This window comes from Paenibacillus sp. 7516, from assembly GCF_002272715.1.
Taxonomy (GTDB): Bacteria; Bacillota; Bacilli; order Paenibacillales; family Paenibacillaceae; genus Paenibacillus; species Paenibacillus illinoisensis_A.
The window spans coordinates 130,512-146,228 of the sequence record NZ_NPBI01000021.1; the positions used below are offsets into that span (position 1 = coordinate 130,512).

General features: G+C 47.5%; 10 protein-coding genes. 9 read left to right on the forward strand and 1 reads right to left on the reverse strand.

Features of this window, described 5'->3' with window-relative positions; translation table 11 throughout:
- Nucleotides 1-45: 45 nt before the first annotated feature.
- A complete protein-coding gene (locus CHI14_RS19090) occupies nt 46-762 on the reverse strand; it encodes a Crp/Fnr family transcriptional regulator (protein WP_095290364.1) in 717 nt (238 codons plus the stop codon).
- Between the two features lie 436 nt (nt 763-1,198).
- On the opposite strand from CHI14_RS19090, the gene adhE reads away from it, so the two are divergent.
- The 9 genes from adhE to nagZ all read left to right on the forward strand — a co-directional run bounded on the left by adhE (nt 1,199) and on the right by nagZ (nt 15,546).
- Nucleotides 1,199-3,811, forward strand: a complete 2,613-nt coding sequence (gene adhE, locus CHI14_RS19095; RefSeq protein WP_095290366.1) for a bifunctional acetaldehyde-CoA/alcohol dehydrogenase — start codon at nt 1,199-1,201, stop codon at nt 3,809-3,811.
- Between the two features lie 535 nt (nt 3,812-4,346).
- Nucleotides 4,347-6,605, forward strand: coding sequence for a formate C-acetyltransferase (gene pflB / locus CHI14_RS19100; protein ID WP_095290368.1), 2,259 nt, complete (start codon nt 4,347-4,349; stop codon nt 6,603-6,605).
- A 73-nt stretch (nt 6,606-6,678) separates the two neighbouring features.
- Entirely contained in the window at nt 6,679-7,431 is a 753-nt protein-coding gene (gene pflA, locus CHI14_RS19105; protein ID WP_095290370.1) for a pyruvate formate-lyase-activating protein, read from the forward strand.
- Nucleotides 7,432-7,679: 248 nt separating this feature from the next.
- Complete coding sequence (locus CHI14_RS19110; RefSeq protein ID WP_095290372.1) at nt 7,680-9,044, forward strand: ABC transporter substrate-binding protein; 1,365 nt, start codon at nt 7,680-7,682, stop codon at nt 9,042-9,044.
- 51 nt (nt 9,045-9,095) lie between these two features.
- On the forward strand, nt 9,096-9,980 hold the full coding sequence (locus CHI14_RS19115; protein WP_095290374.1) for a carbohydrate ABC transporter permease: 885 nt from the start codon (nt 9,096-9,098) through the stop codon (nt 9,978-9,980).
- Complete coding sequence (locus tag CHI14_RS19120) at nt 9,980-10,810, forward strand: carbohydrate ABC transporter permease (protein WP_095290376.1); 831 nt, start codon at nt 9,980-9,982, stop codon at nt 10,808-10,810. Before CHI14_RS19115 ends, CHI14_RS19120 begins: the two co-directional genes overlap by 1 nt.
- A gap of 30 nt (nt 10,811-10,840) precedes the next feature.
- Nucleotides 10,841-12,676 carry a cache domain-containing sensor histidine kinase gene (locus CHI14_RS19125; RefSeq protein WP_095290379.1) on the forward strand — a complete coding sequence of 612 codons (1,836 nt, stop codon included), beginning with the start codon at nt 10,841-10,843 and terminating at the stop codon, nt 12,674-12,676.
- Nucleotides 12,677-13,927 (forward strand): response regulator, encoded by a 1,251-nt coding sequence (locus CHI14_RS19130; RefSeq protein WP_095290381.1) that lies wholly within the window; start codon nt 12,677-12,679, stop codon nt 13,925-13,927.
- Complete coding sequence (gene nagZ, locus CHI14_RS19135) at nt 13,924-15,546, forward strand: beta-N-acetylhexosaminidase (RefSeq protein WP_095290383.1); 1,623 nt, start codon at nt 13,924-13,926, stop codon at nt 15,544-15,546. Before CHI14_RS19130 ends, nagZ begins: the two co-directional genes overlap by 4 nt.
- Nucleotides 15,547-15,717: the final 171 nt, after the last annotated feature.

Here is a 15,717-nt window from a genome sequence, read left to right on the forward strand (position 1 = left end):
GATTAAGCTCATTACCGAAAGGTGATGACTTCAAGCACTTCATGTTTAGATGCGGCAGATCTCATTGGGACATAATTCACAATGGCAGATGCCTTGGAGCATCTTCAGGTCCTTGATAACAATCATGCCGTTATCATATTCAATAGCATCTTTTTTGCGCAGATCGCTAAGCATGCGGTTCACACTTTCGCGGGTAGCTCCAATCATGTTGGACAGATCCGTGTGGGTAATTTTTTTATGAATAATCACGTGATCGCCGTGAGGCTCGCCATAAGAATTGGACAATCGGATCAAGGTGGAACAGAGCGCACCAGGTTTGCCATATAACATCAGGTCACGGAATTTGGTTTGGGTTAAGCGGTGATGAATGCCCATCCACTTCATAAAATCAATGGCGAAGTCACAATGCTGACAGATCAGCATCTCCAGGTCTTTGTGCTCCAGTACACCAATTTCACTGTCTTCCAGCACTTCCGCCGAGAACGTATGCTTGGAACCGAAGAACGGATCTGCCTGACCAATCATATCACCGGACTGGTACATGTACATGATAAGCTCTTTGCCTTCATCCGTTGATTTGGTGATCTGGGCACGGCCCCTTTTCATATAATAAAGTTTGTCGGACACATCACCTTCCCAATACAGGTGGGTCCCTTCAGGATAGGTACGGTCTTTCATGGTTACGAGCAGATGATTGAAATTCACTTCCGAGAAACAGTTGGTATTGCCGCGTTTTTCCATGACACTCAGTTGTTCTCTCATAAGTCTATCTCCCCTTTGTATCCACCGGAGGGGGATTACAATCATGCAGTCCGCACTCCGTGGTTCGCCGCAACCGTTACCGTCCTGATTAGGGTCATCTCCGCCGGGAGGACGGTACAAATTGCGGTGGTTCAATTTTTAAGTTCAGTATATACCTAATCTTACCGTTTGAGGGGCATGGAAAGGGGGCAAAAATGGCGAAATTTCAAACATTGTGATTAAATTCACTTTGGAGAGGGAAGGCTGCATTTGACAGCTATATAATTTAAATATGAAGTGAAAATGACCTGTGGAAAGAACTCCAAAAAACTTAAATTAAATTTGTTATACTTTGTGAAAATAATCACATAATTAACCTTTTCGACATGTTACGATGTGTACGTAAAGAAGAGAGACAAACCAAAAACCAATACGAACCTTTAGGAGGATGAGGGAGATGGCTGTAAAGAACGAAGTCGCCCCAGCAAAAGAACCGACAGCAGGTCAGTATATTCAAACGTTAATTGACAAAGCGAATAAAGCACACGCAGCATTCATGTCCATGGATCAAAAACAGATTGATCGCATTGTGCAAGCCATGGCACTGGCAGGTCTGGACAAACACATGATGCTTGCCAAAATGGCGGTGGAAGAAACCGGCCGCGGAGTGTATGAAGATAAAATCACCAAAAATATCTTTGCAACAGAATATGTGTATCACAGCATCAAATATGACAAAACCGTAGGCGTGATTGAAGATAATGAGTATGAGAGTTTCCAGAAAATAGCGGAGCCAGTCGGCATTATCATGGGAATTACCCCGGTGACCAATCCGACATCCACCACAATGTTCAAGGCCTTGATTTCCATCAAAACACGTAACCCAATCATCTTTGGCTTCCACCCTTCAGCTCAGAACTGCAGCCGCGAAGCCGCCAAAATTCTACTCGAAGCTGCGGTGAAGCATGGTGCTCCGGCCGACTGTATCCAGTGGATTGATGATCCTTCCATGGACCGCACGAATGCACTGATGAATCATAACGATGTGGCGCTCATTCTGGCGACAGGTGGGTCAGCAATGGTACGCGCAGCGTACAGCTGTGGTAAACCGGCACTCGGGGTGGGACCAGGGAACGTACCTTGCTTTATCGAGAAAACGGCGGATATCAATCAGGCTGTAACGGATCTGATCTTGTCCAAGTCATTCGACAACGGTATGATCTGCGCTTCCGAGCAAGCGGTCATCATCGAAGAACCGATCTTCGACCAGGTGAAAAAGAAAATGATTGCGAACGGTTGTTATTTCGTCAACAAGGATGAGGCTGCGAAATTGACAGCAGGTGCCATCAATGCGGAGAAATGTGCGGTTAACCCGGCGATTGTCGGTCAATCGGCAGTAACCATTGCGCAAATGTGTGGTATCGAGGTTCCGGCTGGCACCAAAATCCTTGTAGCAGAGATTGAAGGCGTCGGCACCAAATTCCCGCTGTCTGCAGAGAAATTAAGTCCGGTACTCGCTTGTTACAAAGTAAAAACGGCAGCTGAAGGGATTGAACGTGCTGCGGAAGTGGTTGCCTTTGGCGGCATGGGTCACTCCTCCGTTATTCACTCGAATAACGAAGAAGTTATAGGCAAATTCGCAGATCGTCTGCAAACGGGACGGATTATCGTGAATTCGCCATCCACACACGGCGCCATTGGGGACATCTACAACACCAACATGCCGTCATTGACCCTGGGATGCGGTTCATATGGTCGTAACTCGACCTCATCGAATGTCACTGCCGTCAACTTAATCAACGTGAAAAGGGTGGCTCGCCGTACCGTGAATATGCAATGGTTCAAAGTGCCGAACAAAGTGTACTTCGAAAAAGGAGCAACGCAGTATCTGGCCAAAATGCCTGATATTACTCGCGTAGCGATCGTTACGGATGCCATGATGGTTAAACTGGGCTATGTGGAAAAAGTGGAGCATTATCTGCGTCAACGCCAAATGCCGGTAGCAATCGAAGTATTCTCGGATGTAGAGCCCGATCCATCAACAACAACGGTAGACCGTGGTACGGAAATGATGCGCCGCTTCCAGCCTGACTGCATTATCGCTCTTGGTGGTGGATCACCAATGGACGCTGCCAAAGCCATGTGGTTGTTCTACGAATATCCGGACACGGACTTCAACGATCTGAAGCAAAAATTCATGGATATCCGTAAACGGATCTACAAATATCCACGCCTTGGATCAAAAGCAAAATTCGTAGCGATTCCGACAACGTCGGGTACAGGTTCGGAAGTAACATCCTTTGCTGTAATCACAGATAAAAATCTGGGCAACACCAAATATCCACTGGCAGACTATGAGCTGACACCGGATGTAGCCATCGTAGACCCTGAATTCGTATATTCACTGCCAAAAACAGCTGTTGCAGATACAGGTATGGACGTACTGACTCATGCCATCGAAGCGTATGTATCGGTTATGGCCAATGATTACACGGATGGTCTGGCGATCAAAGCGATCCAGCTGGTATTCCAATACCTGGAGCAATCGGCGCTGCAAGGTGACAAACTGGCACGTGAGAAAATGCATAATGCTTCAACGATTGCCGGTATGGCTTTTGCTAATGCGTTCCTGGGGATTAACCACAGCTTGGCGCACAAATGGGGCGGACAGTATCACACTGCACATGGACGTACCAATGCAATCCTGATGCCGCACGTCATTCGTTATAACGCGAAAAAACCGACCAAATTTGCATCATTCCCGAAATATTCGCACTTTGTAGCAGATGAGCGGTACGCTGAAATCGCCCGGATTCTGGGATTGCCTGCACGTACTACAGAAGAAGGGGTGAACAGCCTCATCAATGCAATCCGCAAACTGAACAAAACACTCGGTATTGAGGAATCGTTCCAGGAAATCGGGTTCGATGCCAAAGACTTTGAAGCTCACGTGGATTACCTGGCCGATCGTGCTTTCGAAGATCAATGTACAACCGCCAATCCGAAACTGCCGCTGGTGACTGAACTGGCAGACGTTTACCGCAATGCCTTCTACGGACGGTTTGAATAAACAATAGCAACAGCAGGGTTTAGGCAATAGGTTCAGGGTTCCCCGGAAGGGGAGCCCCGATTGCCGTCTTTTTGTCAATGACGGAATCCTTTGGGGATTCGTTGAACGGTTTGGTATTCACACAATAACGGAGAGGACAGAAAAACTGAAGAAGCGAAGCGTTCGCCTTTATCAATGGATTTTCCCAATTAGAATAAGGAATGGAAAAAATCAAGTGATAACAGCGATCGGAAGTTGTTCTGGCCCGCGCAGTGGCTAAGTGTGAATAATTATGGGGTTCACCATGATCCTGCAATGGTGGAGTGAGGAAGTTCACTGACTTTGTGATAAAAATCACAGATGGTGAAACCCGCAAGACGTATACTGAAAATGCAAGAAAAACATCCATCCCGCGGTTCCGGTTCCCATGTAGAGAGAACGTGTTCCGGCTGATATGTGAAAAAGTTCACATTAATCGCGGCTCTGGGCACAGATGAGACGATTTTGCTTGCAACCTGTCATGTGTCCGGAAATCCAAATTTGTGGAGGGATTACTATGTCGGTGATCGAAAAAGACGTAAAACAACAAACAGGCTGGAGAAACTTTACGAAAGGCACATGGACCAAATCCGTGGATGTGAATGATTTTCTGGCACACAACCTGTCTCCGTACTACGGGGATGAAGCATTTCTCGCAGGAGCGACACAGAACACCAAAGACCTGTGGGACATCGTATCCGATTTGACCAAAAAAGAGCGGGATAACGGCGGTGTACTGGATGTGGACGTAAACACTCCGGCGACAATCGTGTCTCACCAACCAGGGTATCTGGATCAAACCAAGGAACAAATCGTCGGTGTGCAAACCGATGCTCCATTCAAACGTTCCATTCAGCCAACAGGCGGAATCCGCATGATGATTGATGCATGTCAGGCTTACGGCTTCGAAATGCCTCAAGAAGTCATTGATATATTTACTAATATTCGCAAAACACATAATCAGGGTGTATTCGATGCATATACATCCGAGATGCGCGCAGCGCGCAAAGCCGGCATCATTACGGGTCTGCCTGATGCCTACGGCCGCGGCCGGATCATTGGCGATTACCGCCGGGTTGCTCTGTACGGGGTGGACTTCCTGATCCGCGCCAAAAAAGGAGAGCTGAACGCTCTTGAAGTGGATGTCATTGATGAAGATGTCATCCGTCTGCGTGAAGAGTTATCCGAACAAATCCGGGCTCTGCAGGAATTGAAGCAGCTGGGCGAAATGCATGGATTCGATATTTCCCTGCCGGCTACCACAGCGAAAGAAGCGTTCCAATGGCTGTACTTCGGTTACCTCGCTGCGATTAAAGAGCAAAACGGTGCTGCGATGTCCCTTGGACGTGTATCTTCATTCCTGGATATCTACATTGAACGTGATCTGCAGGAAGGACTCCTGACCGAAGAACAGGCTCAGGAACTGGTTGACCATTTCGTCATGAAACTGCGGATTGTCAAATTCCTGCGTACACCGGACTACAACGAGCTCTTCAGCGGAGACCCGACATGGGTAACCGAGTCCATCGGCGGGATGTCCGTGAACGGGGAAACACGCGTAACGAAAAACAGCTTCCGTTTCCTGCACACGCTGCACAATCTGGGACCAGCACCGGAACCAAACCTGACCGTACTCTGGTCCACCAAACTTCCGGAGGCATTCAAAGAGTATTGCAGCAAAGTGTCCATTGAAACCAGCTCCATCCAATATGAGAATGATGATCTGATGCGTCCAATCTACGGAGACGATTACGGGATTGCCTGCTGCGTATCGGCCATGAAGATCGGTAAACAAATGCAGTTCTTCGGCGCTCGTGCCAACTTGGCGAAAGCATTGCTGTATGCGATCAATGGTGGACGCGACGAGAAATCCGGAGCACAGGTCGGACCGGAATATCCGGCCATTACAAGCGAAGTGCTGGACTACAATGAGGTCATGAAACGGTTCAAACCGATGATGGAATGGCTGGCTAAACTGTACATGAACACCCTTAACGTGATCCACTACATGCATGACAAATACAGTTATGAACGGATCGAGATGGCTCTGCATGACCGTGATATTGTACGTACCATGGCCTGTGGTATTGCCGGCCTGTCCGTTGCAGCCGACTCCCTGAGTGCAATTAAATATGCAAAAGTTAAACCGATTCGTAACGAGCAAGGAATCGCCGTTGATTTTGAAATTGAAGGAGATTTCCCTTGTTACGGTAACAATGAAGACAGTGTCGACAGTATCGCGGTTGAACTCGTAGAGAGCTTCATGGGCATGATCCGCAAACATAAAGCGTACCGCAATGCCATTCCAACCCAATCTGTATTGACCATCACATCCAATGTGGTGTACGGCAAAAAAACCGGTACAACACCGGATGGACGTAAAGCAGGCGAACCGTTTGCTCCAGGTGCCAACCCGATGCATGGACGTGACAAAAAAGGAGCTCTGGCATCCCTGGGTTCTGTAGCCAAATTGCCTTACGAACACAGCCTGGATGGTATTTCCAACACATTCTCGATTGTGCCTAAAGCACTCGGTAAAGAGTCCGATACCCGCAAATCCAATCTGGTTGCGATGATGGACGGTTATTTCGGTCAAGGTGCTCACCATCTGAACGTGAACGTGTTCGATCGTCAGCAGTTGATTGACGCCATGGAGCATCCGGAAAACTATCCACAATTGACCGTAAGGGTATCCGGCTATGCCGTAAACTTCATCAAATTGACGCGTGAGCAGCAGCTGGATGTCATTAACCGGACCTTCCACGGTTCAATGTAATAACACGGTAAACAGGATTAGATCACCATCATAAAACGCACAGCGGATGCGGATACAGAAAGGAAGAGGCAGCATGGTTAACGGACATATTCATTCACTCGAAACTTTCGGGACGGTTGACGGCCCAGGCATCCGCTTCGTGCTTTTTATGCAGGGATGTCACCTGAAATGCCAATATTGTCACAACCCGGATACATGGGCGCTTGATGGAGGCCGGGATATGAGCGTGGAGGAAGTTCTCGCGGAGATCGAGCCATACTTGACCTATTATCGCAGTTCGGGTGGCGGACTTACGGTATCGGGAGGCGAACCGACACTGCAGGCTCATTTCGTAGGCCAGGTTTTCAAAGAGGTGAAGCGGCGCTGGGGACTGCACACCACCCTGGACAGCAACGGTTACAATGAACCTGATCGTATTATTGACTTGTTGGATCATACGGATCTGGTCATGCTGGATCTGAAACATATCGATGATGACAAGCATATCAAGCTTACGGGGAAATCCAATGAAAGAACACTTCGGATGGCCCGCTGGCTATCGGATCATGGTCGGAAAATGTGGATACGGCACGTATACGTGCCAGGCATTCATGACGATGAACAAGATCTGCTTAACCTGGGACGCTATATCGGTACATTAAACGGTGTGGAGAAGTTTGAGATTTTGCCGTATCACCAGATGGGCATATACAAATGGCAGGCACTCGGAAAAGTATATCCGCTGGACGGCGTTCCGTCTCCTACCGAAGAAGAAGTGGAACGGGCTTATCGTTTGATTGAACAGGGGCGGAAAGAAACGACAGACACACTTGCCGGGGCAAAATGATCCATATCCATGGGTCCGATAGAGTTTGAACATTCCTTACAAATGGACCCACTATTCAAACAGTCTTTGCGACAGACGTCGCAAGGGCTGTTTTTTGTTGCATTTTACATGCGGATTACGAAAAGGCTTGTTCAGTGAAGGATTTTATCCCCTCATTGATGAATTGTCATCCTTACGATGGTAGCTCCGGCTTTTTATAATCAGAGTGTAAAACCAAATGCGCAATATGCCGAGGAGGGTCAACGACGATGAAAAAAAGAATGATAATGCTGCTCTCACTGCTGCTGGTAACGTCCTGGACGCTGGCTGCATGTTCGGGCTCAGGGAACGAAAATCCGCAGGGAGCCTCAGGCTCCGAACCGGAGACGAGCAAGGAACCGGTGGAAATGCTGCTGCGTCACACCCAAGTAGGAGCGGATAAACAAAAACGGCTGGCCATTCTGCAGGACGTCGTCGACAAAGTGGAAAGTGAGGTGCCTAATCTGACTTTTACGCTGGACGGGGTTGAATCGGATGTGAACCGGAAGGAAAAGCTTCGCGGGGAAATGGCAGCCGGCAATCCACCGGATATTTTCGAACTGTTCGGCAGCCCGGACTCTAAAGTGTATGCCAAGGAAGGCATGCTGCTGGATCTGACACCGATTTTGCAAGAGCTGGGCATTCAGGATCAGTTTACATCCCTTGAACCATTCACGTATGAAGGCAAAGTGTATGGACTGCCGATTGGTGGTTCAGGCGAAGGTTTTTTCTATAACAAAGAATATTTTGCAAAAAAGGGCTGGCAAGCACCAACGACCATGGCTGAACTTGATAACATGCTGGCCGAGATCAAAGCGGATGGGAAAGTGCCGCTTGCCTCTGCTTCCAAGGCGGGCTGGGTCCCGCTGATGTTGACGAACCATCTGTGGTCCCGTTATGCCGGTCCCGAGATTACTGCGAAGTTTGCAACTGGTGAAGCCAAGTGGACTGACCCGGGTGTGATTCAAGGTTTTGCGAAACATAAGGAATGGGTCGATAAGGGGTATTTCAAAAAAGGCGAGCTCGGCTTCGAATACGCAGAGTATACGACTCAATTCACAAGTGGTGAAGCGGTATTGATGTATGACGGAACATGGAAATCATCTGTATTTAAGGAAGGACAGAGCGGGGAATCGTTGATCGGTAAGGTTGGATTCTTCAATATGCCGCCGGTAGAGAATGGCGTGGGAGATCAGACTTCCCTCATGCGTGACGTCAATAATGGATATGGTTTCTCGGCATCTGTAGCGGAAGATCCTCAGAAGCTGGAAGCGGTAAAAGCGTTCATCAAGAACTTCTATAATGAAGATATGCAGGTGCGTGGACTTGTGGAAGATGGAGTCCTTCCTGCCATGAAGCTGGATGAGAAGGTATTGACGGACAGCATTACCGACGAGCTGATGAAGGAAATCGTTGCTGTCCTGAATGCATCCCAGACATCATTCCCAGCCTTTGATGCGCTGGTACAGGCGGATGTAACCACCGAGATCAGCAATCTGCAGATTCAAAAACTAATTGGCGGACAGACCACGCCGGAGAAGATGGCGGAGGAGCTGCAGCAAGTTCAGGAGGAAGCCAATGCTTCTGTGGAATAATGAATCCACTCTACCCAAAGCTGCAACTGAAGTTACTGAAGGAGGCTGAATATGAATACTTCACTCCGCAGCCCACTCATTTACACGCTGTTTGTATTACCGGCATTCATCTTGTTTGTCATGTTTTTCCTGTATCCGATTGGCAGCTCGCTGTACTATAGCTTGACCAGCTGGAATGGCGTTTCGACAGACCCACGATTTGTGGGTTTGTCAAATTACGCCAAGGCTTTAACTGATGAACGGTTTTGGATATCCACACGGAATAATGGCTTTTTTATCGGATTTTCCGTATTGATTCAGGTCCCACTGATTGTATTATTCTCATTGCTTATTGCCAATGTCAAACGATTAAAGGGAGTCTACAAAACGGCTGTTTTTTTACCTTCCATTATGTCGACGGCAGTCATCGGTATTTTGTGGGGATTTATCTATGAGCCCAACATCGGGCTGTTGAATCAACTGCTCAATACGTTTGGCATTCCGCCGGTGTATTGGCTTTCGGATAATCGTTTCGCGATGCTGTCCATTCTTGTGACCAATGCCTGGCAGTGGACCGGATTTTACATTGTTATGGTACTGGCGGCCATTCTCGCCATTCCCCGTGACCTGGATGAAGCAGCAGCCATCGATGGTGCGACGGCAGTGCAGCGGGCCACCCGAATCACGCTGCCACTCATCAGGCCCATTATTTCGGTTGTCATCATGCTGTCCATTGCCGGAGCGATGAAGGCAGCAGATATTGTGCTTGTGATGACCAAAGGCGGACCGGCCGGTTCCACCGAGGTGCTCGCTACGTATATGATCAAATATGCGATTACCAATTTTAAATATGGGTACGGCAATACGGTAGCGGTCCTGATCTTTGCTCTGACACTTGTGCTGACGGCTGTGTACCAACTGCTCGTGGCAAGGCACAACGAAAGGGTGGAGTATTGATGGCAAAGAATATACGGGCCAGTATTCCTCATGTGTTGTTGATGTTATATTTAATCGCTATTTTATTTCCTTTTTTATTCGTTATCTTCTCTTCATTCAAACAGGATAACAATGAGATTGCTCTTCATCCTTTTGGTTTGCCAACGAACTGGGTGTTCAGCAATTACGTGGAAGCCTGGGTCAACGCCAAGATCGGTACGTATTTCTGGAACAGCATGTACATTTCGGTGCTCTCTTCGGCAGGTACCATTATACTGGGCGCCATGTTCGCTTTTGCTGTAACCCGGATGAGACACCGCAAGTGGAGCCTGTTTCTCTACAGTCTCATTCTGGCTGGCATGCTCATTCCGAATAACGCACTGATGCTGCCCATTTATTTGCTCGTCCGCAAGCTGGGCATATTGGATACGCATCTGGCTCTGATTGTTCCCTATGTAGCGAATGCGATTCCTTTTACGATTATCATACTGGCTGCTTTTATGAGATCACTCCCCGGTGAGATAGAGGAAGCAGCGGTAATGGATGGCTTGAGGGCCCCAGGGATCTTTGCTAAAATAGTGATACCTCTTACGGTTCCAGCCATCGTTACGGTATTTATCGTGAATTTCCTCGGCAACTGGAACGAATTTTTGCTCGCCAATTATTTCCTATCTACAGATAAGCTGCGCACCCTGCCTGTTGGCATGGTCCAGTTTCGTGATCAGTACCAGATGAACTATGCCCAGATGTCCGCAGGGATTGTATACAGTGTTGTGCCTGTCATTGTTATTTACGCCATACTGCAGGAGAAAATTATTGAAGGTGTGACCGCAGGCGGTGTCAAGGGTTGATGGTCTACGCGGTTATTGGGGAGAACAGATATGAACTTGCGCATGAAGCTGGCCTTGGCATTTCTGCTGTTAATCATTGTACCGATGTGTGCACTGGGTGTCGGGATGTTTCTGGTTACCTCACATACGATTGAGAAGAAATACAACCAACAGGCCGAATATGCCCTCCAGGCCATTAGTTACAATATCGAGAATGTTTTTCAGCAGATAAACAATGTCACGGATAACGGGATCGCCACGTCGGTATTTCAAATGGCCCTCAACGCCAAAGACCCGACCAAGCAGGATCTCGGGACCGGTAATCAATTATCGCTTAATGCCAGCCAGCGCAATTTCCGATCTCTTCTATATAACTATCCGTTCATTAGCTATGCATTCTTATATGATCTGCGTTCGTCCGAGAACAATCAGATCGTCTCCATATTCACTAAGGAAAATTTTGAAGCGCTTCCTTTTAAGCAATTCAAGGTACACCCTTTATTTCAGGAAATCCATCAGCTTAATGGTGTGCCCAAATGGCTTGCCCCGCTTGAGTATCCCGAACTTACCGGCAACGATCCTGTCTTTACGCAGATCAGGCTGGTCAAGGAACTCAGTTATTTTCAAAATATCGGGATTCTGGTGGTGCAAATCAAAAAGGGGGAGATCGATCGTATCTTCCGACATTTGCAGATCAGTGATTCCGCACAAAATACGTCCTTTCTATTAATTAATGAAGAAGGTTTGGTAGTCTATGACCCATCCGGGCAGTACAGCGGGGAGAAGATGGATAACCTCGGTGTAAATGCCGCAAGTTATGGACCTGGCTTCAGCAGCATCCGGACGGTATTTGACGGCACGGAGAGTATCCTGTCCCAATATCATCTGAAAAACTACGGTTGGAGTTTAATCAGTGTAACCTCGTGGGAGGCATTGTCGGCTGAAACCAATGTGTTTGCAGGCTGGTCGGTGATTATTATTCTGGTCTGTCTTCTTGCTGCGATGGTCTTCAACCTGTTTTTCATGAATCGTATAACCGGCAATATTGCGGTGCTGGTCCGCTTCATGCGGCGAGTCGAGGATGGTGACTTCAACGCACGGGTTGAGGGTAAGGGATTCGATGAGATGCAGCTTCTGGCCCATGGATTCAATGAACTGCTGGACAGGATTGGAAGCCTGTTTCGCCGTGTGCGGGCAGAGCAGCAGCAAAAGGCCAAGGCTGAACTTCGTGTGCTGCAGGCTCAGATCAAGCCACACTTCTTGTTCAATACATTGGAATCCATCAATGGGCTGGCCATGCGTGGAGAGGGACGAAAAGTCAGCGAAATGGTAAACCGTCTTGGCAATATTCTTCGGATCAGTATTCAGGATCAGGAGGAAATTCCACTGGGCGAGGAAGTAAGACATCTCCAGAGTTATCTTGAAATTCAGCAATACAGATTCAGTGAATTGTTTACGTACGAAGTGGATATCCCTACTCATTTATATGCATCCTCCGTACTTAAACTGACCTTGCAGCCGTTAGTAGAAAATAGCATCCAGCATGGCTTCGAGGGTATTGAATACAAGGGAGTAGTTCGAATTAGTGCATTTGAGCTGCACCATAATCTGGTCCTACAAGTGGAGGATAACGGGCTTGGCATTCCCCAGGAAATAATGGGGAGATTCGAGTACATGGCAGAAGATCCTCCGGAACATCCGCATGCAAAAGAAGGGGAGCAGTCCCTATCTTCCATGGCTGAACGCCGGGGACTCGGTTTACGAAGTGTGGCGGATCGGATACGAATTCGATACGGGGCGGGCTATGGCATATTCATATGTTCTGCTCCAGGCCATGGGACAGTAATTCAATGCATAATTCCACGATATGAGCAGGAGGATGCCTAGATGAATCTGACGGCAATGATTGTTGATGATGAACTGCCGATTTTGGAAAATTTGAGACTGATCCTGCCTTGGGAGGACATGGGGATTGAAATTACGGGCACGGCCAGAAGTGGAATAGAAGCACTGGATAAGGTGGCTGATTGCCATCCTGACATTATGCTGTGCGATATTCGCATGCCTACCATGGATGGTTTGGAACTTATTCGAATCCTGCGCGAGCGGGGCGAGTCATGTGAAATTATTTTACTGACCGGATATCAGCAGTTCGAATATGCCCGAACGGCCATCCGTTACAATGTACATGAATACATATGCAAACCTATTGATTACTCGGATCTGGAGAACAAATTACGTGAGTTAACCGAACAAATTATTCAGAAGCGAAGAACAAGTGAGTCTGAACGCCATCGAAGTATAGAAATGGAAAACTGGATCAGGCACAAACATGTGACCGATTTGCTGCGGGGTGAAAAGGAAAACCTGGCATGCTTCCCAGTGCAATCCTCGGAAACGTTGCCCTCTGCTGATCGCTATGTCCTGATCCTTGTGGATGCAGAAGGTTATTTCCGCCATTCCATCGGCTGGACTGCTGACCAGCATCAGCAATGGCATGATGAAATCCATACCAATCTTAGAGATCTAACCGAAGTAATAGAAGGAAGCATCATAACTCACGTCCGTAAGGGAGAATGGGGGATATTGCTTAAGGCTTCGGTTGGATGGGAGACCAGAGCAGATCAACTAGCTCAGCGTATCCAAAAGAGGCTTAATACCATATTTGCTGCAGACTCAGCAATGAAGGCAAGGATTATTCTGGATGATAAGCCCGTATGTCTGGACCACCAGATTATTGAGCGATACCGGCATTGTCAGAAACAAAGCGCCTCGCGTCCTTCGGTTTCGGAATGGATCAAGTCTGCATGTGAGTATATGGATACACATCTGGATCATGATCTTGGCATAGATGAGGTAGCGGATTGGCTGGGAATCAGTTCAAGTTATTTTTGTCAGTTGTTCAAAAGCCATGTCGGGGTTACATTTGTTGAATATATGACCCAGAAACGGATGGAAACAGCAGCGATGTTATTGAGTACAACGGAATGGAGCATTACGTCGATTGGGGAAGCCACGGGTTATAAAGAGCGGCGTTATTTCTCCAAGGTATTTCATAAATATTTTCATATGAAGCCGTCCGAATACAGGCAAAGCCATAGAATAGCCACTTCATTGGAGGAGGATATGCATACATGAGATCATGGGGACATTTCACACTGGAGCAAAAGGTGGGTCAGCTGTTTATGTGCGGCTTTCATGGACAGCAAGTGGACGAACAGATTACACGGTTAATACAGGACTACCATGTTGGGGGTGTTATTTACTTCAGGCGCAACGTGGAAAGTGTGGAACAATTGACCCGCTTGTCTGCCGAGCTGCAGAGTTTGGCCGCAAAAAGCAGTGAGCTGCCGCTTATGATCTCAGTAGATCAGGAAGGCGGTATGGTTGCCAGAATTGATAAGGACGGGATTACCAGAGTACCGGGAAGCATGGCTCTTGGCGCAACGGGTCATCCGGACTACACGTATCAATGTGCACGGATTCTTGGGGCTGAGCTTAAGCGGATTGGGATCGATATGAACCTTGCACCCGTTGTTGACGTGAACAATAACGTTCTTAATCCGGTGATAGGCGTGCGATCCTATGGGGAAAATGCGGAGAACGTCGCCGTCCATAGTGCGGCAGCCATTGCAGGATATCAGTCCAGCGGCATAGCTGCAACAGCGAAGCATTTTCCGGGACATGGAGATACTGCCGTAGATTCACATCTTGGCATGGTAACGGTTCCGCATGAATGGCAAAGGCTGGAGCAGGTGGAACTGCGGCCTTTTCGCCGGGCCATTGAGGCAGGTGTGGATGCGATCATGACCGCACATGTGATTTTCCCGGCAATTGAACCTGAGCCTATTCCTGCAACGTTGTCCCGTAACGTATTACATGAATTGCTGCGCGAACAAATGGGGTTTAAAGGAATTATCATTACAGATTGTCTGGAGATGCACGCAATATCCAAACCATATGGGGTTGCGAATGCGGCTGTTCGTGCAGTTAAGGCGGGAGCAGATTTGATTCTGGTCAGTCATACCCTGGAGGAGCAAATTGCAGCTATAGATGCTGTGGTAGAAGCGGTCCGACATAGAGACATCGAAGAGCAGATCATTGACCTGGCGCTGGAGCGTGTCCTTGATTGGAAGCAAAAACGCTGCGGTGATCAATCAAGTCAACAATTAACTGAACAATCAACTGAACAATCAACTGAACAATCAAGTGTGCCATATTCGTTTTCATCTGTTCCGGAGAATGTACTGTTAGATGAAATTGCATGCAAGAGCATTACCGTAGTGCATAATGACGGTGTACTGCCATTAAAGTCCGAACAAAATGTGTTTATTGTATGGCCCGAGGTTGTACAGCGAACAGAGGTGGATGAACCTTGGTCCCATTCGGATTCACTCGGGATGGTGCTCGGACAATACAAAAAGCATGTTCGTGAGCATAAAATAACAACACAGCCGTCATATGAAGAAGCAGAACGAATTACGAAAAGTGTGATGAAGGGAGAACAAGTCATTGTATGCACGTACACCTCAGCCGGGGTTCTTCCCAAAGGTCAGCGTTACTTGATTGAACGGCTGAGTGAAAACCATTCATTAATTGTCGTAGCTTTGCGTAATCCCTATGATCTGCTGGAAATTCCCAGACCGGGAGCTTACGTATGTACATACGAAAATACACCTGCCGTGGTACGTGCGCTCTCCTTGATGATTACGGGTAAAATGATTCCGAGTGGAAACTTGCCCGTCCGATTAAGTTAACTCTAAATGGATAAAGATGGCCTTACTATTATGCGGTGATATTCATCCATATAATGGTAAGGTTTTTTATTGAATACACCAATTGAATATTTGAATGATGATGAAATGATAACTAACTATTTTCATAGTGTTTTCGCTCTATTAAAACTTTACATTTCTAATCTATTATTT

Coding starts and splice junctions, on each gene's coding strand:
- CHI14_RS19125 (WP_095290379.1), top strand. CDS start 10,841: ATGAACTTGCGCATGAAGCTGGCCTTGGCATTTCTGCTGTTAATCATT.
- CHI14_RS19115 (WP_095290374.1), top strand. CDS start 9,096: ATGAATACTTCACTCCGCAGCCCACTCATTTACACGCTGTTTGTATTA.
- adhE (WP_095290366.1), top strand. CDS start 1,199: ATGGCTGTAAAGAACGAAGTCGCCCCAGCAAAAGAACCGACAGCAGGT.
- CHI14_RS19130 (WP_095290381.1), top strand. CDS start 12,677: ATGAATCTGACGGCAATGATTGTTGATGATGAACTGCCGATTTTGGAA.
- CHI14_RS19110 (WP_095290372.1), top strand. CDS start 7,680: ATGAAAAAAAGAATGATAATGCTGCTCTCACTGCTGCTGGTAACGTCC.
- pflB (WP_095290368.1), top strand. CDS start 4,347: ATGTCGGTGATCGAAAAAGACGTAAAACAACAAACAGGCTGGAGAAAC.
- pflA (WP_095290370.1), top strand. CDS start 6,679: ATGGTTAACGGACATATTCATTCACTCGAAACTTTCGGGACGGTTGAC.
- CHI14_RS19120 (WP_095290376.1), top strand. CDS start 9,980: ATGGCAAAGAATATACGGGCCAGTATTCCTCATGTGTTGTTGATGTTA.
- CHI14_RS19090 (WP_095290364.1), bottom strand. CDS start 762: ATGAGAGAACAACTGAGTGTCATGGAAAAACGCGGCAATACCAACTGT.
- nagZ (WP_095290383.1), top strand. CDS start 13,924: ATGAGATCATGGGGACATTTCACACTGGAGCAAAAGGTGGGTCAGCTG.